This is a genomic window from Streptomyces sp. NPDC111656, from assembly GCF_055656965.1.
This window is the reverse complement of sequence record NZ_JBVKCA010000004.1, coordinates 150,014-174,894: the sequence shown is the minus strand read 5'-3', so window position 1 is coordinate 174,894 and position 24,881 is coordinate 150,014. Positions and strand designations below refer to the sequence as shown.

The 24,881-nt window shown below is 71.3% G+C and carries 18 protein-coding genes; 4 read left to right on the top strand and 14 right to left on the bottom strand.

Features of this window, described 5'->3' with window-relative positions; translation table 11 throughout:
- Window positions 1-3: 3 nt before the first annotated feature.
- Both ACZ7M3_RS14155 and ACZ7M3_RS14150 read right to left on the bottom strand, forming a co-directional pair.
- Entirely contained in the window at window positions 4-1,071 is a 1,068-nt protein-coding gene (locus ACZ7M3_RS14155; protein WP_351294038.1) for a PhoH family protein, read from the bottom strand.
- Window positions 1,072-1,249: 178 nt separating this feature from the next.
- Window positions 1,250-2,359 carry a carbohydrate kinase family protein gene (locus tag ACZ7M3_RS14150; protein WP_054235446.1) on the bottom strand — a complete coding sequence of 370 codons (1,110 nt, stop codon included), beginning with the start codon at window positions 2,357-2,359 and terminating at the stop codon, window positions 1,250-1,252.
- A 280-nt stretch (window positions 2,360-2,639) separates the two neighbouring features.
- On the opposite strand from ACZ7M3_RS14150, the gene ACZ7M3_RS14145 reads away from it, so the two are divergent.
- Complete coding sequence (locus ACZ7M3_RS14145) at window positions 2,640-3,923, top strand: MFS transporter (protein ID WP_472063309.1); 1,284 nt, start codon at window positions 2,640-2,642, stop codon at window positions 3,921-3,923.
- 12 nt (window positions 3,924-3,935) lie between these two features.
- On the opposite strand, the gene ACZ7M3_RS14140 is transcribed toward ACZ7M3_RS14145, so the two are convergent.
- The 10 genes from ACZ7M3_RS14140 to hrcA all read right to left on the bottom strand — a co-directional run bounded on the left by ACZ7M3_RS14140 (window position 3,936) and on the right by hrcA (window position 14,822).
- Complete coding sequence (locus tag ACZ7M3_RS14140) at window positions 3,936-4,928, bottom strand: adenosine deaminase (RefSeq protein WP_472063307.1); 993 nt, start codon at window positions 4,926-4,928, stop codon at window positions 3,936-3,938.
- Window positions 4,929-4,974: 46 nt separating this feature from the next.
- A complete protein-coding gene (locus ACZ7M3_RS14135; protein WP_472063305.1) occupies window positions 4,975-5,880 on the bottom strand; it encodes a ribonuclease Z in 906 nt (301 codons plus the stop codon).
- A gap of 6 nt (window positions 5,881-5,886) precedes the next feature.
- Complete coding sequence (locus ACZ7M3_RS14130) at window positions 5,887-6,240, bottom strand: histidine triad nucleotide-binding protein (protein ID WP_351294051.1); 354 nt, start codon at window positions 6,238-6,240, stop codon at window positions 5,887-5,889.
- A 77-nt stretch (window positions 6,241-6,317) separates the two neighbouring features.
- The gene (locus ACZ7M3_RS14125) at window positions 6,318-9,563 is read right to left on the bottom strand and encodes a S41 family peptidase (RefSeq protein WP_472063303.1); all 3,246 of its coding nucleotides are present in this window, start codon (window positions 9,561-9,563) and stop codon (window positions 6,318-6,320) included.
- Window positions 9,564-9,608: 45 nt separating this feature from the next.
- Window positions 9,609-10,190, bottom strand: coding sequence for a hypothetical protein (locus ACZ7M3_RS14120; RefSeq protein ID WP_452962447.1), 582 nt, complete (start codon window positions 10,188-10,190; stop codon window positions 9,609-9,611).
- Between the two features lie 111 nt (window positions 10,191-10,301).
- Entirely contained in the window at window positions 10,302-10,694 is a 393-nt protein-coding gene (locus tag ACZ7M3_RS14115; RefSeq protein ID WP_095854736.1) for a VOC family protein, read from the bottom strand.
- A 22-nt stretch (window positions 10,695-10,716) separates the two neighbouring features.
- On the bottom strand, window positions 10,717-11,466 hold the full coding sequence (locus ACZ7M3_RS14110; RefSeq protein ID WP_388529145.1) for a 16S rRNA (uracil(1498)-N(3))-methyltransferase: 750 nt from the start codon (window positions 11,464-11,466) through the stop codon (window positions 10,717-10,719).
- Window positions 11,463-12,551 carry a nitronate monooxygenase gene (locus ACZ7M3_RS14105; RefSeq protein WP_452962445.1) on the bottom strand — a complete coding sequence of 363 codons (1,089 nt, stop codon included), beginning with the start codon at window positions 12,549-12,551 and terminating at the stop codon, window positions 11,463-11,465. Before ACZ7M3_RS14105 ends, ACZ7M3_RS14110 begins: the two co-directional genes overlap by 4 nt.
- 111 nt (window positions 12,552-12,662) lie before the next feature.
- Complete coding sequence (dnaJ, locus tag ACZ7M3_RS14100; RefSeq protein ID WP_099941298.1) at window positions 12,663-13,799, bottom strand: molecular chaperone DnaJ; 1,137 nt, start codon at window positions 13,797-13,799, stop codon at window positions 12,663-12,665.
- Complete coding sequence (hrcA, locus tag ACZ7M3_RS14095) at window positions 13,800-14,822, bottom strand: heat-inducible transcriptional repressor HrcA (protein ID WP_067369957.1); 1,023 nt, start codon at window positions 14,820-14,822, stop codon at window positions 13,800-13,802.
- Between the two features lie 226 nt (window positions 14,823-15,048).
- Here hrcA and ACZ7M3_RS14090 point away from each other — a divergent pair, with 226 nt between their 5' ends.
- Window positions 15,049-15,849: an MBL fold metallo-hydrolase gene (locus ACZ7M3_RS14090; protein ID WP_472063300.1), complete on the top strand. Its 801-nt coding sequence runs from the start codon at window positions 15,049-15,051 to the stop codon at window positions 15,847-15,849.
- A gap of 31 nt (window positions 15,850-15,880) precedes the next feature.
- Window positions 15,881-16,687 carry a DUF3097 domain-containing protein gene (locus ACZ7M3_RS14085; RefSeq protein ID WP_472063298.1) on the top strand — a complete coding sequence of 269 codons (807 nt, stop codon included), beginning with the start codon at window positions 15,881-15,883 and terminating at the stop codon, window positions 16,685-16,687.
- A gap of 268 nt (window positions 16,688-16,955) precedes the next feature.
- On the opposite strand, the gene hemW is transcribed toward ACZ7M3_RS14085, so the two are convergent.
- Together hemW and ACZ7M3_RS14075 are read right to left on the bottom strand one after the other, a co-directional pair.
- Window positions 16,956-18,188, bottom strand: a complete 1,233-nt coding sequence (hemW, locus tag ACZ7M3_RS14080; protein ID WP_261684626.1) for a radical SAM family heme chaperone HemW — start codon at window positions 18,186-18,188, stop codon at window positions 16,956-16,958.
- Window positions 18,189-18,301: 113 nt separating this feature from the next.
- Window positions 18,302-20,551 carry a SpoIIE family protein phosphatase gene (locus ACZ7M3_RS14075; protein WP_472063296.1) on the bottom strand — a complete coding sequence of 750 codons (2,250 nt, stop codon included), beginning with the start codon at window positions 20,549-20,551 and terminating at the stop codon, window positions 18,302-18,304.
- Window positions 20,552-20,798: 247 nt separating this feature from the next.
- Between ACZ7M3_RS14075 and ACZ7M3_RS14070 the strand changes: the two genes are divergently transcribed.
- Window positions 20,799-24,875 (top strand): HAMP domain-containing protein, encoded by a 4,077-nt coding sequence (locus ACZ7M3_RS14070; protein WP_472063875.1) that lies wholly within the window; start codon window positions 20,799-20,801, stop codon window positions 24,873-24,875.
- Window positions 24,876-24,881 lie beyond the last annotated feature (6 nt).

The following is a 24,881-nucleotide window of genomic DNA, read 5'->3' as shown; positions in this document are numbered from 1 at the left end:
TGTCTACTTCCCCTTGTGGCCGGCTTTGCCGCGGCTCTTGTGGGAGCCGTTCTCGGTGCCGTTCTCGCTGTCGTACTTCTCGTACGCGTCGACGATACGGCCGACCAGCTTGTGCCGTACGACATCGTGGGACGTGAGCCGCGAGAAGTGGACGTCGTCGAGGCCCTCCAGGATGTCCTGGACCTGGCGCAGGCCCGACTTCGTCCCGGTGGGCAGGTCGACCTGCGTCACGTCGCCCGTGACCACGATCTTCGACTCGAAGCCGAGACGGGTGAGGAACATCTTCATCTGCTCGGCGCTCGTGTTCTGGGCCTCGTCCAGGATGATGAAGGCGTCGTTCAGCGTGCGGCCACGCATGTAGGCGAGCGGCGCGACCTCGATGGTCCCCGCCGCCATGAGCCGCGGGATGGAATCGGGGTCCAGCATGTCGTGCAGCGCGTCGTAGAGGGGCCGCAGGTAGGGGTCGATCTTCTCGTAGAGCGTGCCGGGCAGGAAGCCGAGCCGCTCGCCCGCCTCCACCGCCGGGCGGGTGAGGATGATCCGGTTGACCTGCTTGGACTGCAGCGCCTGTACGGCCTTCGCCATGGCGAGGTACGTCTTGCCGGTACCGGCGGGGCCGATGCCGAAGACGATGGTGTGCTTGTCGATGGCGTCGACGTACCGCTTCTGGTTGAGCGTCTTGGGTCGGATGGTGCGGCCGCGCGAGGACAGGATGTTCTGCGTGAGCACTTCGGCAGGGGTTTCCTGACCGTCGCCCTCCCCGTTCTCGCTCGCCCTGAGCATGGCGATCGAGCGTTCCACTGCGTCCTCCGTCATCGGCTGCCCCGTGCGGAGCACCAGCATCATCTCGTCGAACAGGCGCTGGACGAGAGCGACTTCACCGGCGTCGCCGACCGCACTGATCTCATTGCCCCGGACGTGGATGTCGGCCGCCGGGAAGGCCTTCTCGATCACGCGAAGCAGCGCGTCTCCGGAACCCAGCACGGTCACCATGGGGTGCTTGGCCGGGACGGTGAAATGCGCTCGTGCCTGCCCCGAAGCGGGGCTGTGAGCTGTGGGTGTCTGAGTCATGGGCCGGCTCTGTAGGCCTGCTTTTCCTCCTTGATCGGCACGCTTGCCACGGGGGCAGCCTTGCGGTTCCAAGGGTACGACGGTGGGGTGACAGTGCCGTAGGGCTTTTCGGCGCAGGTTCGGGGGCGGGGCCCCGAACCCGAAGGCACGCGGAACCGGTCGCGCGGGGCGGGGAGCGTCAGGCCGACCGGCGGAAGCCGATGGTCGGGACCGCCCGCCGCAGCGGCCACGGACGGGTCACCTCCGGGAGGAGGCTCTCCAGGAAGGCGTACCGGCGCAGCGCGGCCGGTTCCTGGTCGTCGACGGACTGGACCCGGCGCCACCACGCCGCGATCTCGGCCCAGCCGGGCGCCGACAGGGAGCCGCCGAACTCCTGGACGGAGAGCGCGGCGGTCAGCCCGGCGAAGGCGAGCCGGTCGGCGAGCGGCCAGTCGGCGAGGGTACCCATCACGAAGCCGGCGACGAAGACGTCACCGGCACCGGTGGGATCGAGGGCCTCCACGGCGATCGCGGGGACCTCGGCGGTCTCCCCGGTACGGCCGTCCACGGCGTACGCGCCCTCGGCACCGAGGGTGACGACGGCCAGGGGCACGTACTCGGTCAGCGCGTGCGCGGCGGCCCGCGGACAGTCCGCCCCCGTGTACCGCATCGCCTCGTCCGCGTTCGGCAGGAACGCCTCGCAGTGCTCCAGGTCCGCGAGCCCGGCCAGATCCCAGCGCCCGGTGTCGTCCCAGCCGACGTCCGCGAAGATCCGGGTGCCCGCACGCGCGGACTCGGCGATCCAGTGCGCGCGCGTGCCGGGCGTCAGCGAGGCGACGGCGGCACGTGCGCGGGGGGCATGTTCCGGCGCCGGCTCCTCCGGCGGCGGCTCGTGCCCGTGGCTGACCATCGTCCGCTCGCCCTCGTACGCCATCGACACGGTGACCGGCGAGTGCCAGTCGGGCACGGTGCGCGACGGGGCGAGGTCGATGCCCTCGCCCTGTTCCAGGGCGTCCCAGCAGTACTCCCCGTAGTGGTCGTCCCCGAAGGCCGCCGCCAGGGAGGTCTTGAGGCCGAGGCGGGCGAGCGCGGTCGCCATGTTGGCGACGCCGCCGGGGCTCGACCCCATGCCGCGCGCCCAGGACTCGGTGCCGCGCACCGGGGCGGTGTCGAGCCCGGTGAAGATGATGTCGAGGAAGACGGTGCCGGTGAGGTAGACGTCCCAGGGCGGGTCCTGAGGGGTGCGCAGACCGGCGAGCGGGTCGACGTGAGCGTGACAGTACGGTCGCTCTCCGTTGGTCTCGATCACGGTGCGCTCCCTGAGGTGGTGCGGATTCAGGCCAGTGTGCACCAAACGGCACACGGCACGGCGCCGGTCGAGGCCGGAGCGGACCGATGAACGGCGGCCGGGTGAAATCCACCCGCCTACCCCACCCTTCCCCCTGCAAACAGAACGTGACCCGGATCACGCCTCCCCGCCTACGTCGCACCCCCACCCGCTTGATACAAATTGCCCGCGCGTTCCTGTCCGTCGACAGCCGCCCAACCCCCCTTATCAAGCCGCTCTTTCGCATGCCCTGGGAACGCCCGTGTCCGCCCGCACCACCACGCCCTGGCCCCTCGTCGCCCTTTTCACGGCCGGGTACCTCGCCCCGTACCTGCTCCCGACCACCGTCGGCCGGCTGAGCGCGGGCCTCCCCCTCTCCGCCACCGAGGCCGGTTCCATCGGCAGTGCCCTGCTGCTGAGTTCGGCGACGGCGGGCTTCCTGCTCGCGTCCCGGGTGGACCGCTTCGGCCCCCGCGGGCTCGCCCGCGGCGGCCTGCTCCTGGCGACCGCCGGCTATGGCACCGCCGCCCTCACGACGACCGTCCCCCTGGTCGTCCTGGGCGCGATCGTCGGCGGCCTCGGTTCCGGCACGATCACCAGCGTCGCCGCCACCGGGATCGCCGGCCAGCGCGACCCCCACCGCACCACCACCCTGGGCCTGCTGGGCGTCTCCGCCCTCGCGGGCACGCTGTATCTGACGATCCCCCACCTGGGCCCGGGCCACGGCCAGCCCCTAGCCGCGATCGCCGTCACCGCGCTGCTCGTACTGCCCGTGACCCGCCGCCTCCCCGGCGCCGGGGCCCCCGAGGCCCCCCACACCCCCGCCGCCCGCACGCTCCGCACCCCCGCCACTCCCCTCCCCCACCGCCGCGCCGGACTCGTCCTCGCCGCCGCGATGCTCTGCTGGTCCCTCGCCCAGAATTCACTCTGGGGTGTCAGCGGCCGGATCGGTCTGCAGCAGGCGGGGTTGACGGAGGTGACCGTCGGCGCGGTCTTCGCGGTGGCGCTCGGCGCGGGGCTGCTCGGGGTGATCGGCGCGGGCGCACTCGGCCAGCGCCTGGGCCGGGCACTGCCCATCGGCGCGGGCACGGCCCTGATCGCCGGATGCATCGCGCTCAGCGCGGCGGCCACCGACCTGACGTCCTTCGCGACGGGCGAGATCGCCTGGAACACGGTCTACCCGGTCGTGCTCTCCTACGTCATCGGCCTCGCCGCGTCCCTGGACCGGCGCGGCCGGTGGGCGGTCCTCGTCGGCTCCGCGTCCTCGCTCGGCACGGCATGCGGTCCGCTCGCGGGCAGTCTGCTCGCCGCGCGGGTCGGGTACCCGGCGATGGGCGTGATCCTGGCCCTCGGCCTGCTCCTGATCACCGGCCCGATGACGGCCGTGGCCCTGCGCACCCGGCGCGCCGCGCCGCTCCCGCAGGAGCACCCGGTCGTGGAGATCCCGCTGGACGCCGTCCCGGCACCCCGGACGGCGTACGACACGGCAGGGCCCCGGCAGGCGACCGCGGGTGCGGCGGCCGGACCGGGGCCCGCAAGCAGGTAGTCCCGCCGCGGTCTATCCGAACTCGTACGCCTCGACCTCGGCGAGGTAGCGCGCCCGCCGCTCCTCGTCGTGCTCGAGGAAGGACGCCACGAACGAGTTGCGCGCCAGCTCCCGCATCCGCTCCCGGTCCAGCCCGAGCGCCTCGTGCACCGCGTGGAAGTTGTCGGCGACGTACCCGCCGAAGTACGCGGGATCGTCGGAGTTGACCGTGCACAGCAGCCCGGCGTCCAGCATCGCGGGCAGCGGGTGGTCCTCCAGGACGTCCACGGCGCGCAGCCGTACGTTCGACAGCGGGCAGAGCGTCAGCGGCACCCGGTCCCGTACGAGCCGCTCGACCAGCTCGGGGTCCTCCATGCAGCGCAGCCCGTGGTCGATGCGCTCGACGCCGAGCACGTCCAGCGCCTCGGTGATGTACGCCGGCGGCCCCTCCTCGCCCGCGTGGGCGACGCGCCGCAGGCCGAGCGCGGCGGCGGCCTCGTAGACCTCGCGGAACTTGACCGGCGGGTGCCCGACCTCGGCGGAGTCGAGGCCGATGCCGACGATCCGGTCGAGGTAGGGCTTCGCGGCCTCCAGGGTCGCAAGCGCCGACTCGGCGGACTCGTCACGCAGGAAGCACATGATCAGCTGGGTGGAGACGCCGTGCGTCTCCTCGCTGCGGGAGAGCGCCCGATGCAGTCCCTCGACGACCGTGCCCATGCCGACCCCCCGGGCGATGTGGGCCTGCGGGTCGAAGAAGATCTCCGCGTGTCGCACGCCCTGCGCGGCGGCCCGTGCGAGGTAGGCGTCGGCGAGGTCGGCGAAGTCCTGCTCGGTCCGCAGGACGGCCATGAGCTCGTAGTACAGGTTCAGGAACGACTGGAGGTCGTCGAAGAGATACGCCTTGCGCAGTTCCTCGGTGTCCGCGTACGGGAGCGTGACGCCGTTGCGCGCGGCGAGCTCGAAGGCCAGCTCGGGTTCGAGGGTGCCTTCGATGTGGAGGTGCAGTTCTGCTTTGGGGAGGGGCATCGAAATATCGTACGGGCGTATACCGACGATCTCGTGCGCCGCCGACTCATCGGCGCTTCGGCACCGGCACCCGCACCAGGTCGCGCGCCACGGTCAGCTCGCCCTCGAACCCGGCGGCCCGGGCCTGTCGCTCGAACTCGTCCGGTTCGGAGTACCGCTGGCTGAAGTGCGTGAGCACCAGATGCCGTACGCCCGCGTCCCGCGCCGCCCGTCCGGCCTGACCAGCCGTCAGGTGGCCGTGGTCGACGGCGAGTTGGTGATCCCCGTCCAGGAACGTCGACTCGATGACGAGGAGGTCGCAGTCCTCGGCGAGGGCGTCCACACCCGCACACAGCCGCGTGTCCATGACGAACGCGAACCGCTGTCCGCGCCGCACCTCGCTCACGTCGTCGAGCGAGACCCCGCCGAGCGCGCCCTCGCGCTGGATCCGCCCCACGTCCGGCCCCTTGATCCCGTGCTCCGCGAGCAGTTCGGGCAGCATCCGCCGGCCGTCCGGCTCGACCAGCCGGTAGCCGAAGGACTCCACGGGGTGGGAGAGCCTGCGGGCCTCCAGGGTGTACGAGGGGGTGGTCGCGAGCACCCCGTCCGCCTCGACCGGTGCCTCGGTCAGCTCGACGGTCTCGCGGTAGGCCGTCGCGTACCGCAGCCGGTCGAAGAAGCGCTGCCCGGAGCGTGGGTAGTGCGCGGTCACCTCGTGCGGGACACGGTCGAGGTTGATGCGCTGGATCACCCCGGCGAGACCGAGGGAGTGGTCGCCGTGGAAGTGGGTGACGCAGATCCGGTGCAGGTCGTGCGCGGCGACCCCGGCTCGCAGCATCTGCCGCTGGGTGCCCTCACCGGGGTCGAAGAGCAGGCCCTCCCCGTCCCAGCGCAGCAGATAGCCGTTGTGGTTGCGGTGCCGGGTGGGGACCTGGCTGGCGGTGCCGAGGACCACCAGTTCACGTACGGACAAGGTCGGTTACCCCGGCGGCCACTGCATGCCACGACCGCCCAGGAGGTGGGCGTGCGCGTGGAAGACGGTCTGGCCCGCGCCGCTGCCCGTGTTGAACACGATGCGGTAGCTCTCCAGCTTCTCCTCGGACGCCACCTCGCCGGCCTCGCGCAGCAGGTCCGCGGCGATGGCGGGGTCGGCGGCGGCGAGGGAGGCCGCGTCCGGGTGGTGCACCTTGGGGATGACCAGGATGTGCGTGGGCGCCTGGGGGTTTATGTCGCGGAAGGCGACGGTCGTGTCGGTCTCCCGGACGACGTTCGCGGGAACGTGCCCCTCGACGATCTTGCAGAACAGACAGTCGTCCTGCGGTGCTCCCGTCATGCGTGTGCCTCCTCACGCCGTCTGATCATTACGTCGTGCATCGTATCGGCCTCGGTAGGTGGGGGTGGATGCCCGGATCAGAGCTCCGGGAGCGTCGGCGCCGCCTTGGCGGGGTTCTCCGCGAGCGCGGCCAGCGCGATCCGGATCGCCTCGTCGAGCTGCGCGTCGCGCCCGGCCGCGTAGTCCTGCGGCGTCTGGACGACCTCGACGTCCGGGTCGACACCGTGGTTCTCCACGCCCCACCCGTAACCGTCCAGCCAGAACGCGTACTTGGGCTGGGTGACGAGGGTGCCGTCGACGAGCCGGTACCGGCTGTCGATGCCGACGACCCCGCCCCACGTCCGTGTCCCGACGACCGGCCCGATGCCCAGCGCCTTGATCGCCGCGTTGACGATGTCGCCGTCCGAGCCGGAGAACTCGTTGGCGACGGCGACGACCGGTCCGCGCGGCGCGTCCTCCGGATAGCTGTACGGCCGCATCCCGCGCGGCAGGTCCCAGCCCACGATCCGCCGCGCGAGCTTCTCCACGACCAACTGGGAGGTGTGGCCGCCGCGGTTCTCCCGGACGTCCACGACCAGCCCTTCCCTGGCCACCTCGACCCGCAGGTCGCGGTGGATCTGGGCCCAGCCGGGCGCCTGCATGTCGGGCACATGGAGATAGCCGAGCCGTCCGCCGGACTTCTCGTGGACGTAGGCGCGCCGGTCCGCGACCCAGGCGTGGTAGCGCAGCGGCTCCTCGTCGGCGAGCGGGACGACGACGGCGTGCCGCGGATCGCCGCCGCCCGACGGGGAGACGGTCAGCTCGACCGGCTTGCCCGCGGTGCCGACGAGCAGCGGCCCGGGTCCGGCCACCGGGTCCACCGGCTGCCCGGCGACCGCGACGATCGCGTCCCCCGCGCGCACCGCGACGCCGGGCGCGGCGAGCGGCGCCCGCGCGTCCGGGTCGGAGGTCTCCGAGGGGAGGATCCGGTCGATGCGCCAACTGCCGTCCTCGTGACGGGAGATGTCCGCCCCGAGCAGTCCCTGCGCCCGGTCGCCGCCGCCCCAGCCGCCGCGCGGGGTCACGTACGCGTGCGAGGTGCCGAGCTCGCCCTGCACTTCCCACAGCAGGTCGACGAGGTCGTCGTGGGTGGCGACCCGTTCGAGCACCGGCCGGTAGCGGTCCAGTACGCCGTCCCAGTCGACCCCGCCCAGGTCGGGCCGCCAGAAGTTGTCGCGCATGAGGCGGCCGGTCTCGTCGTACATCTGCCGCCACTCGGCGGCCGGGTCGACGGTCTGGCGGACCCGGGAGAGGTCGACGGTGATGTTCGTGTCGCTCTCGTCGTCGTTCGAGGCGCGGCGGTCGCTGGGGACGACCTTGAGCTTGCCGTCGGTCCACAGCAGGACGCGTTTGCCGTCGCCGCTGACGGCGAAGTGGTCGGCGTCCGCGGCGAGGTGCTCGACGCGCTGCTGGGCGAGGTCGTAGCGCTCCAGTTCGGTCTTCGGGTCCGGGTCGTTCGGAGTGGCGCGGGAGGCGCCGAGGACTCCGACGACCGGGTGGCGCAGCCACAGCAGCCCGTCCTTGGCGGCGCGCAGGGTCGAGTAGCGGGCCGCCTCGACGGGGAACGGGACGATCCGGTCGGCGAGTCCGTCGAGGTCGATCCGGGTGGTGGGGGCGCCCTCACTGTCGGGTGTCTCGTCCTTGTCGGGTGCCTCGAAGGGGCGGCCGTGGCGCTGCGGTCCGAAGGGGGACGGGGTGGTGGCGGCCAGGGTGATCAGATGCGGCCGGGAGCCCCCGACGAACGCGAGGTCGAAGACGTGTTCGTCGTAGACGGGGTCGAAGGAGCGGGCCGAGAGGAAGGCGAGGTGCTTGCCGTCGAGGGTGAACGCGGGTGCGTAGTCGCGGAAGCGGAGCGGGGTCGCCTCGGTCACCGACAGGTCGGCGGTGTTGGCCAGCTTGAGCTGGCGCAGCGGGCGCGGACCGGGGTGCGACCAGGCGAGCCAGGCGGAGTCCGGCGAGAAGACCAGCCCGGAGACCTCGCCGTCCTCGCTCCGGTCGACCTCCCTCACCTCTCCGGTCTCCCGCTCGACGAGCAGCACCCGTCCGTCGTGCGAGGCGACGGCGGCGCGGCTGCCGTCGGGGGCCATGGAGAGCCCGAGGACCCGTCCCAGCTGTCCGGCGGCGAGCCGGCGCGGGGTCGCTCCGGGCGCGAGGCCGGTCGCCGGGGCGAACTCCAGCGCGTCGTCGCCCGCCGCGTCCGTCACCCACACCACGTACTCCTCGCCCTCCACCCGGAAGGCGCGGGGCAGCCGGGCGCGCACACCGGGCCGGGCGGCGAGCGCGCGGGCCGGCCCCGAGCGGTGGGTGACCCAGTGGACGGCGCCGCGCACGGAGACCGCGCTGCCGCGTCCGGTGTGGTCGGGGGCGGCGGCCGAGAACCAGCGGGAGGCGCTCACGAGGTGCGGCTGCTGGTCGACGCGCTGCCCGCCGAGCCGCAGGTCGAGCCGGCGCGGCTCGGCGCCGTCCAGGTCGTCCAGGAGCCACAGTTCACCGGCGGACGCGTACACGACCCGGGCGCCGTCGGTCGCCGCATGCCGGGCGTAGAAGCCGTCGATCGGCGTGTGGCGGCGCAGATCGGAGCCGTCGGCGAGGGAGGAGTAGAGCGCTCCGACACCCTCGTGGTCGGAGAGGAAGGCGACGCGCTCCCCCACCCACAGGGGGTATTCGAGGTTCCCGTCCAGGTCCTCGTGCAGCCGTACGAACTCGCCGGACCCCGCCCCGTCGCCGCCGGCCCTGTCGATCCACAACTTGCCCGCCGTGCCGCCCCGGTACCGCTTCCACCAGGCGGCCTCGCGCCCCATCGGAGCGGACAGCAGCAGCACACCCGGACCGCCGTGGACCACATCGCCGACCGGCCCGTACGGGAGGGTGGTCGCGGGGCCCCCGTCGAGCGGGACGGCCCGGGCCCAGCTGCGGCGCAGGCTGGCCTGGCCCTGGGTGCTGAGCGCGAGCACCTGGCCGTCCGGGGTCCAGCCGCGCACCTGGGTCTTCGAACTCCCCCAGTACGTCAGCCGCGTGGACGGTCCGCCCTCCAGGGGCGCGGCGTGCACCTCGGGCGCTCCGTCGCGGGACGACGTCCAGGCGACGGTCGTACCGTCCGGGGAGATGCGGGGATGGTTCACCGGCATGTTGTCGGCGCTGACCCGCCAGGCGCGACCGCCGCCGTCGAGGGGGGCGACCCAGACGTCGTCCTCGGCGGTGAAGGCGACCAGCTCGCCGTGCAGATGCGGAAACCGGAGATACGCGGGCGATACCGACGACGCGGACGATGCAGACTGAGTCACCCGATCACCCTATGCAGGGACAGCTCGGCCCGACAGGGGTTTGGATCACTTGCCCTGGGAGGGCCAGCAGGTGGGATCGCCCTTGCACCACATGGTCTTCGTCACGGTGACGGTGGTGGTGGGGCCCGGACGGTGGTAGGTGGGCGCGCCGTAGGTGGGGGGCGTGTACGAGGGCGTGCTCGGGGCGTTGCAGTTGCCCAGTACGTTCACGTGGAACCACTTCTTGCCGCCCACCTTGGCCGTCAGGTCCCCGCGGACGCACTTGCCCTCGACCTCGCGGGTGACCTTCCCGGTGATGGTGATCTCCCGCCGGTCCTTGGTCTGTCCCCGGCAGTCCACCTCCACCACGGAGGGCGTGGAACTCGAGGCCGACGGTGTGCGCCCCGGGGTGTAGGCCTTGTTCCCGCCGCCGTAGGACCCGGTGCAGCTCAGGTACTGCACGTCGACGTGCCGCCGCTGCAGCTCCGCGGTCCCGGCCCGGTCGGTCGTGTACGCCACCGCGGAGGCGCTCAGCCCGCCGACCGGTTCGCACGCGGCCACCCCGAAGGCGCTCACCACGGCGAGCCCGGCGACCATCGGTCCCCGACGGCCCGTCACCAGTCGCCTCACCACTCGTCGAATACGCATCAATGCCCCCATAGACGGCAGAGTGCCACTGTCACGGGCGTCGCGGTAGACCCCATACGGCCACTACACACCCTCGTGGTCCCCCGTCGAACGCGTATGCGTGAAACTCTGTCAGGTCCGCAGGAGGAGCCACTCCTGAAGTTCCACCAGATTGCCCTCGGGGTCCTTGAGATGGGCGACCCGCATCCGGTCCGTCATGAAGTCCGGCCCGTGCACGAGGACGGCGCCACGCGAGGTGATGGCCTCGCAGTAGGAGTCGAGGTCGTCGACGCGCAGGACCACAAGCGAGCGGTGGCCGCTCGCCGAGTCGCCCAGTTCACCGAGTATCCGGGCCATCATCGCGCGGTCCTGGAGCGCGATGCCCGCCGAACCGACGGTGGGACTGAACTTCTCGTACGGTCCTTCGGTCGCGCCCGACTGGGGCTTGAGGCCGAGGACCTCCGCGTAGAAGTGGTAGCAGACCGGGAAGTCCGAGACGAGCAGCCGTACTTGGGCGAGTTCCAAGGCGTCCCCCGTGCGCGCGAGGTCAGGACCAGCGGCCGGTGCGCGCCATCAGCAGCGCGGTCGCCACCGTCCCAGCGGTCGATGTACGCAGCACGGTACGCCCCAGGTGGCACGTCTTCGCGCCCGCCCCGGTGAACAGCTCGATCTCCTCGGGGGAGATCCCGCCCTCGGGGCCGACCACCAGCACGATCTCGCCCGAGGCGGGGAGTGCGGCCGTCACGAACGGCTCGGTGCCGACCTCTGTGTCCTCGTGCAGCACCGCCGCGAAGTCGGCATTGGCCAGAAGTGCGGCAACCTGTTTGGTCGTCGCCGCGTCCGCGACCTCCGGGAAGCGCACCCGGCGCGACTGCTTGCCGGCCTCCCGGGCCGTGGCCCGCCACTTGGCGAGCGCCTTCAGACCCCGGTCGCCCTTCCACTGGGTGATGCAGCGGGAGGCGGCCCAGGGGACGATCGCGTCGACGCCGGTCTCGGTCATCGTCTCCACGGCCACCTCGCCCCGGTCGCCCTTGGGAAGCGCCTGGACGACGGTGATACGGGGCTCCTCCGCGGGCTCCTCGCCGTACGAGTCCATCTGGACGATCAGCCGGTCCTTGCCCTCGGTGGCGACGACCACACACTCGGCCCACCGCCCGGCGCCGTCCGTGAGGACGACGTCCTCACCAGGGTTCAACCGCTTCACGGAGACGGCGTGGCGCCCCTCCGGGCCGTCGAGCACGTACCGTCCGCCGCTGCCCGCCTCGAAGTGCTCGACCACGAACACCGGTGCCGTCATCGGACCTCACCCCCCGCTTCCCCGGCGGCCGACAACGCTGTCCTGGCCTCCTCGAGCTCCGCGCTCAGCACCTCCACCAGCTGCCCGGCGGGCAGCTCGCGCGCCATGCGGTGCCCCTGCCCCGCCCACAGCGCCATGCCCTGCGCGTCGCCCGCCTTGGCGGCCGCCTTGCGCAGCGGGGAGGTGAGGTGGTGGACCTCGGGGTACGCGGCGGGCGCGTAAGGGCCGTGCTCGCGCAGGAAGCGGTTCACCAGGCCGCGCGCCGGCCGGCCGGAGAACGCGCGCGTCAGTTCCGTCCGTACGAACAACGGGTTGGTCAGCGCCTGCTTGTGCACCGCGTTGGCGCCGGACTCCGGGGTGGCGAGGAACGCGGTGCCGAGCTGCGCCGCGTTCGCGCCCGCGGCGAGCACCGCGGCGATCTGGCTGCCGCGCATGATGCCGCCGGCGGCGATGATCGGGATGTCCACGGTCTCGCGCACCTGCGCGATCAGCGAAAGCAGCCCGACACCCGTGCCGTCCGTCTCCGGGTTGTCGCGGTGGGTGCCCTGGTGGCCGCCCGCCTCCACGCCCTGCACGATGACCGCGTCGGCGCCGGCCCGCTGGACGGCGAGGGCCTCCTCGGCCGTGGTCGCGGTGATCACGGTGAGGGTGCCGGCGCGGCGCAGGGAGTCCAGGACGTCGGTGCTCGGGACGCCGAAGTGGAACGAGACCACCGGCACCGGGTTGTCGTGGAGGACGGCGAGCTTGGCGTCGTAGCCGTCGTCACGGCCACTGTCCGGTTCACCGAGTTCGGTCTCGTACCAGGAGGACTCGCCCGCGAGCTGGTGGGCGTAGACCTCGACCGCGGCGGGGTCCGCGTACTCGGGCTGCGGCATGAACAGATTGACCCCGAAGGGGCAGCCCGTGAGCCCGCGCAACTGCTTGATCTCCTGGTACATGCCGTCGGCGGTCTTGTACCCGGCGGCAAGGAACCCGAGCCCGCCGGCCTCGGACACGGCGGCCGCGAGATCCGGGACGGAGACGCCGCCCGCCATGGGGGCCTGCACGATCGGGTGAGGGAAGAGATCGGTCAGTGCGGTGGACATGACGGCATGTTGTCACGTCCACCGAACAAGTCCGAATCGGGCCTTCCGCCTGGCATAGGCCACCGGGATGGACGCTCGAGCGCCCGGGGGCGGAGCCCCCGGGAACACCCGTCAGCGACCGTTGAACGCGTCCTTCAGGCGCGAGAACAGACCCTGCTGCCCGGGCTGGAACTGCCCGGTGGGCCGCTCCTCGCCCCGCAGTATCGCCAGCTCCCGCAGCAACCGCTCCTGCTCGGCATCGAGCTTCGTGGGCGTGGTCACCTCGACGTGCACGATGAGGTCACCGCGGCCACCGCCCCGCAGATGTGTGACACCCCGCCCGTGCAGCGGAATCGACTGCCCGGACTGCGTGCCCGGACGGATGTCGACCTCCTCGAGACCGTCGAGGGTCTCCAGCGGCACCTTGGTGCCGAGCGAGGCCGCGGTCATCGGAATGGTCACCGTGCAGTGCAGGTCGTCCCCGCGCCGCTGGAACGTGGAGTGCGGCAGCTCGTGGATCTCGACGTAGAGGTCACCGGCGGGACCGCCACCGGGCCCGACCTCGCCCTCGCCCGCGAGCTGGATCCGCGTGCCGTTGTCGACACCGGCGGGGATCTTGACGGTCAGCGTGCGACGCGACCGGACCCGTCCGTCACCGGCGCACTCGGGGCAGGGAGTCGGGACGACGGTCCCGAAGCCCTGGCACTGCGGACACGGCCGGGAGGTCATGACCTGCCCGAGGAAGGACCGCGTGACCTGGGACACCTCACCCCGCCCGCGACACATGTCGCAGGTCTGGGCCGAGGTACCCGGCGCCGCGCCCTCACCGTTGCAGGTGGCGCAGACGACAGCGGTGTCGACCTGGATGTCCTTCGTCGTGCCGAAGGCCGCCTCGTCCAGCTCGATCTCGAGCCGGATCATGGCGTCCTGGCCACGCCGCGTACGCGACCGCGGACCGCGCTGCGACGCCGTACCGAAGAAGGCGTCCATGATGTCCGAGAAGTTCCCGAACCCGCCGGCGCCGAAGCCGCCCGCACCGCCGCCGCCCGACTGGGACAGCGGGTCGCCGCCGAGGTCGTAGACCTGCTTCTTCTGCGGGTCCGACAACACCTCGTACGCGGCGTTGATCTCCTTGAACCGCTCCTGCGTCTTCGGATCGGGATTGACGTCCGGGTGCAGCTCGCGTGCGAGCCGCCGGAAGGCCTTCTTGATCTCGTCCTGGGACGCGTCGCGGCGCACGCCGAGTACGGCGTAGTAGTCCGTGGCCACTTAAGACTCCGCCAGGATCTGTCCGACGTACCGTGCCACCGCTCGTACCGCTCCCATCGTGCCGGGGTAATCCATGCGGGTCGGTCCGACCACGCCGAGTTTCGCTACTGCCTCGTCGCCCGAACCGTAGCCGACCGAGACCACGGACGTGGAGTTGAGTCCCTCATACGCGTTCTCGTGACCGATTCGCACGGTCATGCTCGAATCCCCGGCCTCACCAAGCAACTTGAGAAGCACGACCTGCTCCTCCAGCGCTTCGAGCACCGGCCGGATGGTGAGAGGGAAGTCATGTCCGAAGCGCGTCAGATTGGCGGTTCCGCCGATCATCAGCCGCTCCTCGGTCTCCTCGACGAGCGTCTCCAGAAGAGTGGAGAGCACCGTCGCGACCGTACCTCGGTCCTCCGCCTCGAACGCGTCCGGGAGGTCCTGCACGAGCTGCGGGACGTCCGCGAAGCGACGGCCCGCGACCCTGCTGTTGAGCCGGGCCCGCAGATCCGCGAGAGACGTTTCTCCGAACGGGGCCGGGCAGTCGATCATGCGCTGCTCGACCCGCCCGGTGTCCGTGATCAGCACGAGCATCACACGGGCGGGGGCGAGGGACAGCAGCTCCACATGCCGCACGGTCGATCTCGTCAGCGACGGATACTGCACGACGGCGACCTGCCGGGTCAGCTGCGCGAGCAGCCGCACCGTCCGCCCGACGACATCGTCGAGATCAACGGCACCATCCAGGAAGTTCTGAATGGCCCGCCGCTCGGGCGCGGTCATCGGCTTGACGCCGGCGAGCTTGTCGACGAAGAGCCGGTAGCCCTTGTCGGTGGGGATCCGCCCGGCGCTGGTGTGCGGCTGGGCGATGTACCCCTCGTCCTCCAGGGCCGCCATGTCGTTGCGGACGGTGGCCGGGGACACTCCCAGCCGGTGCCGCTCGGTCAGCGCCTTGGAACCGACCGCGACCGGCTCGTCGGTGCCGACATAGTCCTGGACGATGGCGCGCAGCACTTCGAGCCTGCGTTCACTGAGCATCGCGCACACCTCCAGCTCTCGACCCCTCGGCGCCTCGCTTGGCACTCAGCGTGTGCGAGTGCCAGCATTCCCCGGCCCAGTGTACGGCCGGTGGGTACGGCCCCGGCAAGGGCGGCCCCGCGATCTTGTGCAAGGTGCACGGACGTACACCGACGTGTCCCGTGATGTCACACCGTCCCTGCCCCCGATGTCGTACCGTCCACGCTCTCACCGCTAGCGTCGGCGTATGAAGGTGACTTGGGAAGAGGCCGGGTGGGAGCAGCTGACGCCGCGGGTGGGGCGGCGGCGGCTTCCGGTCTGGGACTGCACGGTCGGGCTGGTCGTGAGCGAGGGCGGGGCGCTGATCATCGACCCGGGGTCGAGCCTCGCGGAGGGCGCACGGTTGCGCGGGGAGGCGCAGGCGCTCGCCGGCCGCCGTGTGACCTTCCTCGCGCTCACCCACCCCCACTTCGACCATGTCCTGGGCGCGGCGGCGTTCGCGGGCGCGGAGGTCCTCGTCGCGGGTGGCTCGGCCGAGGTGTACGAGCACGGGCGCGAGGAGCTGTACACGGACGCGGTACGGGGCGGGCTGGACGCGCGGGCGGCGGAGGACGCGGCGGACACCCTGGTGCGTCCCCGGAACTACGTGTGCGGCACCCAACATCTCGAGCTGGCCGGCGGCGTCGAGGTCCTGCTGGTGCGGACGGGCGAGGGCCACACCGCCCACGACCTCGTGGTCGTGGTGCCGGGCGAGCCGACGGTGGTGTTCTGCGGCGACCTGGTCGAGGAGTCCGGCGAGCCCCAGGCGGGCCCCGACGCCGTACCGTCGCGTTGGCCCGGGGCTCTCGACAGGTTGCTCGAACTCGGGGGCGAGGACGCGCTGTACGTGCCCGGTCACGGAGCGGTGGTGGACGCCGGGTTCGTACGGTCCCAGCGGGACGCGCTGGCCGCGCGTTTCGGCGTGTCGGATATCGGCGGGCCGGATATCGGCGGGCCGGGTCTCGCCACGCCGGGTTTCGACGCGTCGGATTTCGGCGTGTCGCGTTGAGCGCCGCCGGGCTTCTCCTATCGTCATCCGAATGCGCCAGTACTCTCCGGACCTGACTCCGCCGTGGAAGAAGCCCAAGCCCGTGCCGGAGGTTCCGGCGGAGCCGGGTCTGGTGGTCGAGGAGCCGGGTACCGGTTTCTGCGGTGCGGTGATCCGCTGCGAGGCGGGCACGGTGACGCTGGAGGACCGCTTCGGCAAGCACCGCGTGTTCCCCCTGGAACCGCGCGGCTTCCTCCTGGAGGGCCAGGTGGTCACTCTCACCCGCCCCTCCTCCACCACCCCCGTCCGTCCCGCCCGCACGGCCTCCGGTTCGGTGGCCGTCCCCGGCGCGCGGGCCCGGGTCGCCCGTGCCGGCCGGATCTACGTGGAGGGCCGCCACGACGCCGAGCTGGTCGAACGGGTCTGGGGCGACGATCTGCGCATCGAGGGCGTCGTGGTCGAGTACCTGGAGGGCGTCGACGACCTGCCCGCGATCGTGGCGGACTTCTCACCCGGCCCGGACGCCCGCCTCGGCGTCCTCGTCGACCACCTGGTGCCCGGCAGCAAGGAGTCCCGTATCGCGGCGTCGGTCACGAGCGACCACGCCCTGGTCCTCGGCCACCCCTACATCGACATCTGGGAAGCCGTGAAGCCGTCGTCCGTGGGCATCCCGTCCTGGCCCCGGGTCCCCCACGGCCAGGACTGGAAAACCGGCGTCTGCCGCGCCCTCGGTTGGCCCGACAACACCGGCGCCGCCTGGCAGCACATCCTGTCCCACGTCCGCTCCTACAAGGACCTGCAGCCAGAACTCCTGGGCCGAGTAGAAGAACTCATCGACTTCGTCACAGCCCCGCACTGACACACGTTCACCGGACGGGCTGGAGGTCGCGGGCCGGGGTGGGTGGGGTGCGTCCCCCGACCTCGCTCCAAAACGCCGAACGACCCGGGGTCTTTAGGGGCGCGGGGAACTGCGCGAACAACCCCCACCCACCCGCAGCCCAAGAACCCCGCACGGACAAAGGATCCGGGGCGCAGCCCCGATCCCCTAGGGGCGCGGGGAACTGCGCGAACGACCCCCACCCACCCGCAGCCCAAGAACACAGCCGGGGCGTGGGGGCGCAGCCCCCTCAGTCCACCAGGTCTCGTACGACCGCGTCCGCCAGCAACCGCCCCCGCAACGTAAGAACCGCCCGCCCCTCCCCATACGGCCCGGATTCGAGCAACCCCTCCGACAACGCACGCCCCGCCGCCGCAAGCCCCTCCACCCGCAGCAACGACAACGGACACCCCTCCCGAAGCCGCAGCTCCAACAGAATCCGCTCCACCCGCCGGTCCTCCTCCGAGAGCAGCTCCCGCCCCGCCCCCGGAGACCGCCCCGCGGCCAACGCCCCCGCATACGCCCCGGGATGCTTCACGTTCCACCACCGCACCCCGCCCACATGGCTGTGGGCCCCGGGCCCGGCCCCCCACCAGTCGGCACCCCGCCAGTACAGCTCGTTGTGAAGGCACCGCCCGGCGGCGGAAGTGGCCCAGTTGGACACCTCGTACCAGTCGAACCCCGCCCCGGACAGCACCTCGTCGGCGATCAGATACCGGTCCGCATGCACATCGTCGTCCGTCATCGGCACCTCGCCCCGCCGGATACGACGGGCGAGCTGCGTCCCCTCCTCGACGATCAGCGCGTACGCGGAGACATGGTCGGGCCCGGCACCGAGCGCGGCGTCGAGCGAGGCCCGCCAGTCGTCGTCGGACTCACCGGGCGTGCCGTAGATCAGGTCGAGGTTCACATGCTCGAACCCGACCGCGCGCGCCTCCGCGACACATGCCTCGGGCCGACCGGGGGTGTGCGTACGGTCGAGCACCTTGAGGACGTGCTGCCGGGCACTCTGCATGCCGAACGAGATCCGGTTGAACCCTCCGGCCCTGAGCGTCTCCAGATACCGCGGATCAACCGACTCCGGGTTCGCCTCGGTCGTGATCTCCGCGTCGTCCGCGAGCCCGAACTCGTCCCGGATCGCCCCCAGCATCCGTACGAGGTCGTCGGCGGCCAGCAGCGTGGGAGTACCGCCGCCGACGAACACCGTACGGACGGGTCGCGGGTCGTCGCCGAGGACCTTGCGGGCGAGCCGGACCTCGTCGATCAGCGTGTCCGCGTAGTTGTCGCGGGAGGCGAGCACGCCTCCGGTGCCCCGCAGCTCGGTCGCCGTGTAGGTGTTGAAGTCGCAGTAGCCGCAGCGGGTCGCGCAGTACGGCACGTGGAGGTAGAAGCCGAGAGGTCGCTCGGCGGCGCCGGCCAGGGCGTGCGCGGGCAGCGCCCCGTCGTCGGGGACGGGCTCACCGTCGGGAAGTGCGGAAGGCATGCCTTCCATTGTCCCGTACCCGGCCACATACCCCTTTCCCGCCACTCACCTGCGGTTTCTCTCTCCCCCGCTCCTCCCACTCTCCCCACTCTCCCCGCTCCCCCGACTCCGCCCTACTCCGTCCACTCCGCCTGCAGCACCAACAACGCCAGGTCGTCCTCCGGCGGCTTGCTGCCGAACTCGTGCACGAGCCGCCGGATCCGTTCCGCGACGAGCTCCGCGCTCAGCCCCGTACAGCCCGCGAGGGCCTCCGCGAGCCCTTCGTCGTCATCGAACTGGCGGGGCCCGCTGCGGCGCTCCGTCACCCCGTCGGTGACGCACAGGACGGTGTCACCGGGGTACAGGTCGAAGGTCTCGGAGACGTAGGTCGCGTCCTCGAAGACCCCGAGGAGGGTCTGCGGCTCGGCCACTTCCCGTACGTCGCCGTCCGGGCCGAGGATCAGCGGCAGCGGGTGCCCGGCGGAGGCGAGGGTGCAGCGCACGCCGCCCTCGAAGGGCACCAGCTCGCCGTACAGCATGGAGAGGAAGCGGGTCTGCGGACCCTCGTCGGGGCCGAGACCCGGACCGCCCGCCGCCACCAGCGCACGGGCCGCCGCGTCCGCCGCCTCGGTCGCGTCGTCGAGGAGGAGCTGGTTGAGGCGGTCGAGGACGTCCGCGACGTGGTAGCCCTCGCGGGCCAGCAGTCGCACCCAGGGCCGGGCGAGGCCGATCACGACGGCGGCCTCGGGCCCCTTGCCCTGGACGTCGCCGAGGACGAAGCACCAGCGTCCGTCGCCCGCTGGGAACAGGTCGTAGAAGTCGCCGCTGGGTCCGCCCTTGTCGAGCGGCTCGTACACGAGGGCGCTGCGTACCCCGGGGATCTCGGCGACCGCGCCGGGCAGCAGGCCGCGCTGCAGGACCCGGCTGATGGTGGCCTGGCGCGCGTACTGGCGGGCCGCGCCGATGGCGAGGGCGATCCGCCGGCTGAGGTCCTCGACGAGCCCGGTGATCTCGTCGGGGAAGGCGGTCAGTCCGGCCCGGCCGATGACGAGGGTGCCGAGCGGTCGGCCGCCGGCGATCAGCCGGTACGCGAGCGCCGCCCCGCTCATCCCGCCCGCGCCACCCACGCCACCTTGTCCTCGTCCTTGTGCTTGTCCCTGCCCCTGGCCCTGCCCCGTGCCTAACGTCTCCCCCGGCCAGGGCACCGGCACCGCCCGGGACCGCACCGAGTCCGGCAACCGTGGCGGATCCTTCTCCAGGGCCCGCCGCAGCTCCTCGATCCGGTTCTCACTGCCGTGCCAGACGCGGGCGAGCCGGGGTCCCAGGGCCAGCCCGAGCCCACCCGCCCGGTCGGTGGCCTCGTCCTCCAGCCATACGGCACACCAGTCGGCGAGCCGCGGCACGAGGAGCTGCCCGGCGAGCGCGGCGACGAGGTCCTCGTCGAGCTGACCGGCGAGCAGGTCGGAGGCCTCGGCGAGGAAGGAGAGAGCGCCGCGGTTGAGCCAGTCGCCGTCCTGGCGCGGCCTTTGCCGCTGTCCGGCAGCGAACGTCCCGCCGACCGGTCCCGTCTCTCCGTCCGGTCCCGTCTCTCCAGCCAGTTCCGTCCCACCCGGCAGTCCCGTCCCACCCGGAAGTCCGATCCCACCCGGCAGTCCGATTCCGTCGGCCAACCCCGAACCGGCGGACAGTCCCATGGCGTCCGTCATTCCCGGCCCGACACCCATCCCCCCATCGGCGCCGAACCCACCACCCACACTCAGCCCACGCTCAACGCCCAACCCACCACCAACACCCAACGCACCTTCAACACTCAGCCCGCCTTCAACACCCAACTCACCCTCGACACCCAGTCCACCCTGAACACCCAACCCACCCTGACCCCCCAGCTCCTCCTCGACCCCCAGCCCCCCATCCACCGGCAGCCGCGCCCACACGGTCTTGACCCCGGTCCGATACGTGATCCCCCACGCCTCCGACAGGGAGGCGACCAACCGCAGCCCCCGCCCGTACTCCGGTGTGCCGTAAGCCCGTTCGGCCGACTCCTCGCGTACCGCCCGCGAGGGATGGTGGTCGGAGACCTCGACGACCACCGCGCCCACCGCACCGCCGTCGGTGATCTCCAGCCGGCACAGCAGTTCGACGTCGGTGCCCGCGTGCACGACGGCGTTGGTGACGAGTTCGCTGACGACCAGGACGGCGTCCTCGGCGAGGCGCTCGCGGACGATCTCGGCGCCGGGCAGGGCCAGTTCCCCCCAGTCGGCGAGCGTCTCGCGCACCATGCGGCGGGCGGCGCCGGGCGCGAGCGGAGTGCCCGGCAGCGCGGCGCGCGCCATGGCTTCCTGACCCACGCGGTAGTGCGCGGGCGTACCAGGGGCGAGCGCCATGGAGTCCGGTTGCGACTCCCGTTGCGTCGGAATGGCCCCCACTGTGCGGCTCCCTGAGCAGTTCGGACGAATACGCCTCAGGCGACACGGACAGAGTGACAGACTGGCCACGCCCATAAGCGCCGAGTTACCGAAGTGGGCCGCCATGAGTGAGAACAGTGCTACGCGTGTGCTCGAAGACGGACAGATTCGGGCATTCGACGACGGCTGGATCCCGGCGTCCGATCTGCGTCCGCTGCTCGCCGCCATGACCGCCGCGCGGGACGGTGACTTCACCAAGGTGCCGGAGACGGGGCACGGCCTGGTGGCCGACCTGAGCGCGGCGTTCAACCAGATCATCGACCGCAGCACCCACTTCAACACGGAAGTACAGCGGGTACGACGGGAGCTGGTCCGGCACGGACGGCTCGACGAGCGGCTGTCGGCGAGCCCGGGCCAGGGCAGTTGGACGACCCGCGTCAATGACGTGAACCAGTTGCTCGACGCCCTGGTGGCGCCCGCCGCGAACGCGACGCGCGTCCTGGACGCGGTGGCCGGCGGCGACCTCACCCAGCGGGTCGACCTGCACGACGGCAACCGTCAACTCAGAGGAGATCTCCGGAGGTTGGGGCGCGCCGTCAACAAGATGGTCGATCAGCTCTCCCTCTTCACGGGCGAGGTGACCCGGGTCGCGCGCGAGGTCGGCACCGAGGGCCGTCTCGGCGGGCGCGCCAAGGTGCAGGGCCTGTCGGGCAGTTGGCGCGATGTGACCGAGGCGGTCAACACGATGGCGTCCCGGCTGACGGCGCAGGTCCGTGACATCGCCCTGGTGACCACGGCGGTGGCGCGCGGCGACCTGACCCGTACGGTGACGGTCGAGGCGACCGGTGAGCTGCTCGAACTGAAGCTCACCGTGAACACGATGGTCGACCAGCTGTCCGCCTTCGCCGACGAGGTCACACGGGTGGCCCGCGAGGTCGGCACCGAAGGGCAACTGGGTGGCCGCGCCCAGGTCAGAGGCGTCTCGGGAGTCTGGAAGGACCTCACCGACAACGTCAACTTCATGGCCTCGAACCTGACCTCCCAGGTCCGCAACATCGCCCAGGTCACCACGGCCGTGGCCAACGGCGACCTCAGCCAGAAGATCACGGTGGACGCGAAGGGCGAGATCCTCGAACTCAAGTCGACCATCAACACCATGGTCGACCAGCTCTCCGCGTTCGCCGACGAGGTCACACGCGTGGCCCGCGAGGTCGGCACCGAAGGCAACCTCGGTGGGCGGGCCCAGGTCAGAGGCGTCTCCGGCGTGTGGAAGGACCTCACCGACAACGTCAACTTCATGGCGGACAACCTGACCTCCCAGGTCCGCAACATCGCCCTCGTCTCCACGGCCGTCGCGCAGGGCGACCTCGGCAAGAAGATCACGGTCGAGGCGAAGGGCGAGATCCTCGAACTCAAGTCGACCATCAACACCATGGTCGACCAGCTCTCCGCCTTCGCCGACGAGGTCACACGCGTCGCCCGCGAGGTCGGCACCGAAGGCAACCTCGGCGGCCAGGCCCAGGTCAGAGGCGTCTCCGGCGTCTGGAAAGACCTCACCGACAACGTCAACTTCATGGCCCTGAACCTGACCTCCCAGGTCCGCAACATCGCCCAGGTGACGACGGCCGTCGCGAACGGCGACCTGTCGAAGAAGATCACGGTCGACGCCCGCGGCGAGATCCTGGAGCTGAAGGACACCGTCAACACGATGGTGGAGCAGCTGCGGGCCTTCGCCGACGAGGTGACCCGGGTGGCCCGCGAGGTCGGCACCGACGGGCGGCTCGGCGGACGAGCCCAGGTGCTCGGCGTCTCCGGCGTCTGGCGTGATCTGACCGACAACGTCAACTACATGGCCGACAACCTGACTTCACAGGTGCGGAACATCGCGCAGGTCGCGACGGCCGTGGCGCAGGGCGACCTGTCGAAGAAGATCGACGTGGACGCCCGCGGCGAGATCCTGGAACTGAAGACGACCATCAACACGATGGTCGACACGCTCTCCTCCTTCTCCTCCGAGGTGACGCGGGTGGCCCGCGAGGTGGGTTCGGAGGGCCAACTCGGCGGTCAGGCACGGGTCGAGGGCGTGTACGGCACCTGGAAACGCCTCACGACCAACGTCAACGAACTCGCCTCCAACCTCACCACCCAGGTCCGCGCGATCGCCGAGGTGGCCTCCGCGGTGGCACAGGGCGACATGTCCCGCTCCATCACCGTGGAGACGCAGGGCGAGGTCGCCGAGCTGAAGGACAACATCAACCTGATGGTGGCCAACCTCCGCGAGACGACCCGCGCGAAGGACTGGCTGGAGTCGAACCTCGCCCGCCTCGCCGCGCTGATGCAGGGCCACCGCGACCTGATGGAGGTCGCCGACCTGATCCTGCGCGAGCTGACCCCGCTGGTGAACGCGCAGTACGGCGCCTTCTTCCTGGCCGACCCGGAGGAGGACGGGGCCTCCCTCCACACCGCCGTCCCCGCCAAGGGACTCGCCTTCATCGCCGGATACGGCTCGGCGCAGGGCGCCACGGTCGACACGGGCGGCATGCCGGTGCACGGCCTGGTCCGGCAGGCGGCCCGCGAGAAGAAGCGGATCCTCGTCGAGGAGGCCCCGCCGGACTACATCAAGATCAACAGCGGTCTGGGGGAAGCCGCCCCCGCCAGCGTCGTCATCATCCCGATCCTCTTCGAGGACAAACTCCTCGGCGTGATCGAGCTCGCCTCCTTCTCCCGCTTCTCCGACGTCCATCTGGCCTTCTTCGACCAGTTCGTGAACACCATCGGCGTGGCCATCAACACGATCATCGCCAACTCCCGCACGGAGTCCCTGCTCGGCGAGTCCCAGCGCCTCGCCATCCAGCTCCAGGACCGCTCGGACGAACTCCAGTCGCAGCAGGCGGAGCTGCAACGCTCGAACGCCGAGCTGGAGGAGAAGGCGGCGCTCCTGGCGACGAGCTCGCAGTACAAGTCGGAGTTCCTGGCGAACATGTCGCACGAGCTGCGCACCCCGCTGAACTCGCTGCTGATCCTGGCCCGGCTGCTGTCGGACAACCCGGACGGCCATCTCTCCGACCAGGAGGTGCAGTTCGCGACGACGATCCACCGCTCGGGATCGGACCTCCTCCAGCTCATCAACGACATCCTCGACCTGTCGAAGATCGAGGCGGGCCGTATGGACGTACGCCCGAAGAAGCTCCCCCTGATCAAACTCCTCGACTACGTCCACGCCACGTTCCGTCCGCTCACCCTCGACCGGGGTCTCGCCTTCGAGGTGACGGTCGGGGAGGACGTACCGCGGGAGATGTACTCGGACGAGCAGCGGCTCCAGCAGATCCTGCGCAACCTGCTCTCCAACGCGATCAAGTTCACCGCGACCGGCCGGGTCGAACTGCGCGTCAACCGCCTCAAGGACCCCGAACACGCCTTCACCCGGGAGAACAGCGACGACGTGATCGCCTTCGCCGTCTCCGACACCGGCATCGGGATCGCCGCGGAGAAACTCCCGGTGATCTTCGAGGCGTTCCAGCAGGCCGACGGCACCACCAACCGCAAGTACGGCGGCACCGGCCTCGGCCTGTCCATCAGCCGGGAGATCGCCGGGCTGCTCGGCGGCCGCATCATCGCGGAGAGCGCCCCCGGCAAGGGCTCCACCTTCACGCTGTACGTCCCTGTCATCAGCCCCGGCCACACGGCGACCGGCGCCGCCCCGGAGGACCTCCGGCCGCTCGTGCCCGAACAGCTGTCCACCGAGCCGTACACCTCCCACGACACCGACGACTCCTGGCCCACCCCCACCAAGCTGGAGGAGTGGAAGGCCGGCCGGGCGGGTCAGGTCCTGCCGGGGCGACGGGTGCTGATCGTGGACGACGACATCCGCAACGTCTTCGCGCTCACCCATGTCCTGGGCCGCGTCGGCATGCCCGTGCTGTACGCGGAGAACGGCCGCGAGGGCATCGAGACCCTGGAGCGCAACCCCGACGTGGAACTCGTCCTGATGGACATCATGATGCCGGAGATGGACGGCTACGAGACGATCTCCGCCATCCGCCGCACCCCCCGCTGGACGGGCCTGCCGATCGTCGCGCTCACCGCGAAGGCGATGCCGGGAGACCGCGAGAAGTCCATCGCGCGCGGTGCCAACGACTACGTACCCAAGCCGGTGGACGTCGATCAGCTGCTCACGGTCGTCTGCGCCCTCCTCGACCCGGAGAGCGTGCGCGACGCGGAGCAGGACGACTCCGAAGGATCCGTTGTTCCGGGGCCGAGCACATCGTCCGAGGAGGCCGCGGCCCCGCCGACGACCGAATGAGGACAG

Excerpts from the sequence above, each read along its gene's own strand:
- ACZ7M3_RS14075 (WP_472063296.1), bottom strand. The coding sequence starts at position 20,551 with ATGGCGCTCGCCCCTGGTACGCCCGCGCACTACCGCGTGGGTCAGGAA.
- hrcA (WP_067369957.1), bottom strand. The coding sequence starts at position 14,822 with ATGCTCAGTGAACGCAGGCTCGAAGTGCTGCGCGCCATCGTCCAGGAC.
- ACZ7M3_RS14120 (WP_452962447.1), bottom strand. The coding sequence starts at position 10,190 with ATGCGTATTCGACGAGTGGTGAGGCGACTGGTGACGGGCCGTCGGGGA.
- ACZ7M3_RS14085 (WP_472063298.1), top strand. The coding sequence starts at position 15,881 with ATGCGCCAGTACTCTCCGGACCTGACTCCGCCGTGGAAGAAGCCCAAG.
- ACZ7M3_RS14155 (WP_351294038.1), bottom strand. The coding sequence starts at position 1,071 with ATGACTCAGACACCCACAGCTCACAGCCCCGCTTCGGGGCAGGCACGA.
- ACZ7M3_RS14140 (WP_472063307.1), bottom strand. The coding sequence starts at position 4,928 with ATGCCCCTCCCCAAAGCAGAACTGCACCTCCACATCGAAGGCACCCTC.
- ACZ7M3_RS14090 (WP_472063300.1), top strand. The coding sequence starts at position 15,049 with ATGAAGGTGACTTGGGAAGAGGCCGGGTGGGAGCAGCTGACGCCGCGG.
- hemW (WP_261684626.1), bottom strand. The coding sequence starts at position 18,188 with ATGCCTTCCGCACTTCCCGACGGTGAGCCCGTCCCCGACGACGGGGCG.
- ACZ7M3_RS14070 (WP_472063875.1), top strand. The coding sequence starts at position 20,799 with ATGACCGCCGCGCGGGACGGTGACTTCACCAAGGTGCCGGAGACGGGG.
- ACZ7M3_RS14130 (WP_351294051.1), bottom strand. The coding sequence starts at position 6,240 with ATGACGGGAGCACCGCAGGACGACTGTCTGTTCTGCAAGATCGTCGAG.
- ACZ7M3_RS14110 (WP_388529145.1), bottom strand. The coding sequence starts at position 11,466 with ATGACGGCACCGGTGTTCGTGGTCGAGCACTTCGAGGCGGGCAGCGGC.
- ACZ7M3_RS14105 (WP_452962445.1), bottom strand. The coding sequence starts at position 12,551 with ATGTCCACCGCACTGACCGATCTCTTCCCTCACCCGATCGTGCAGGCC.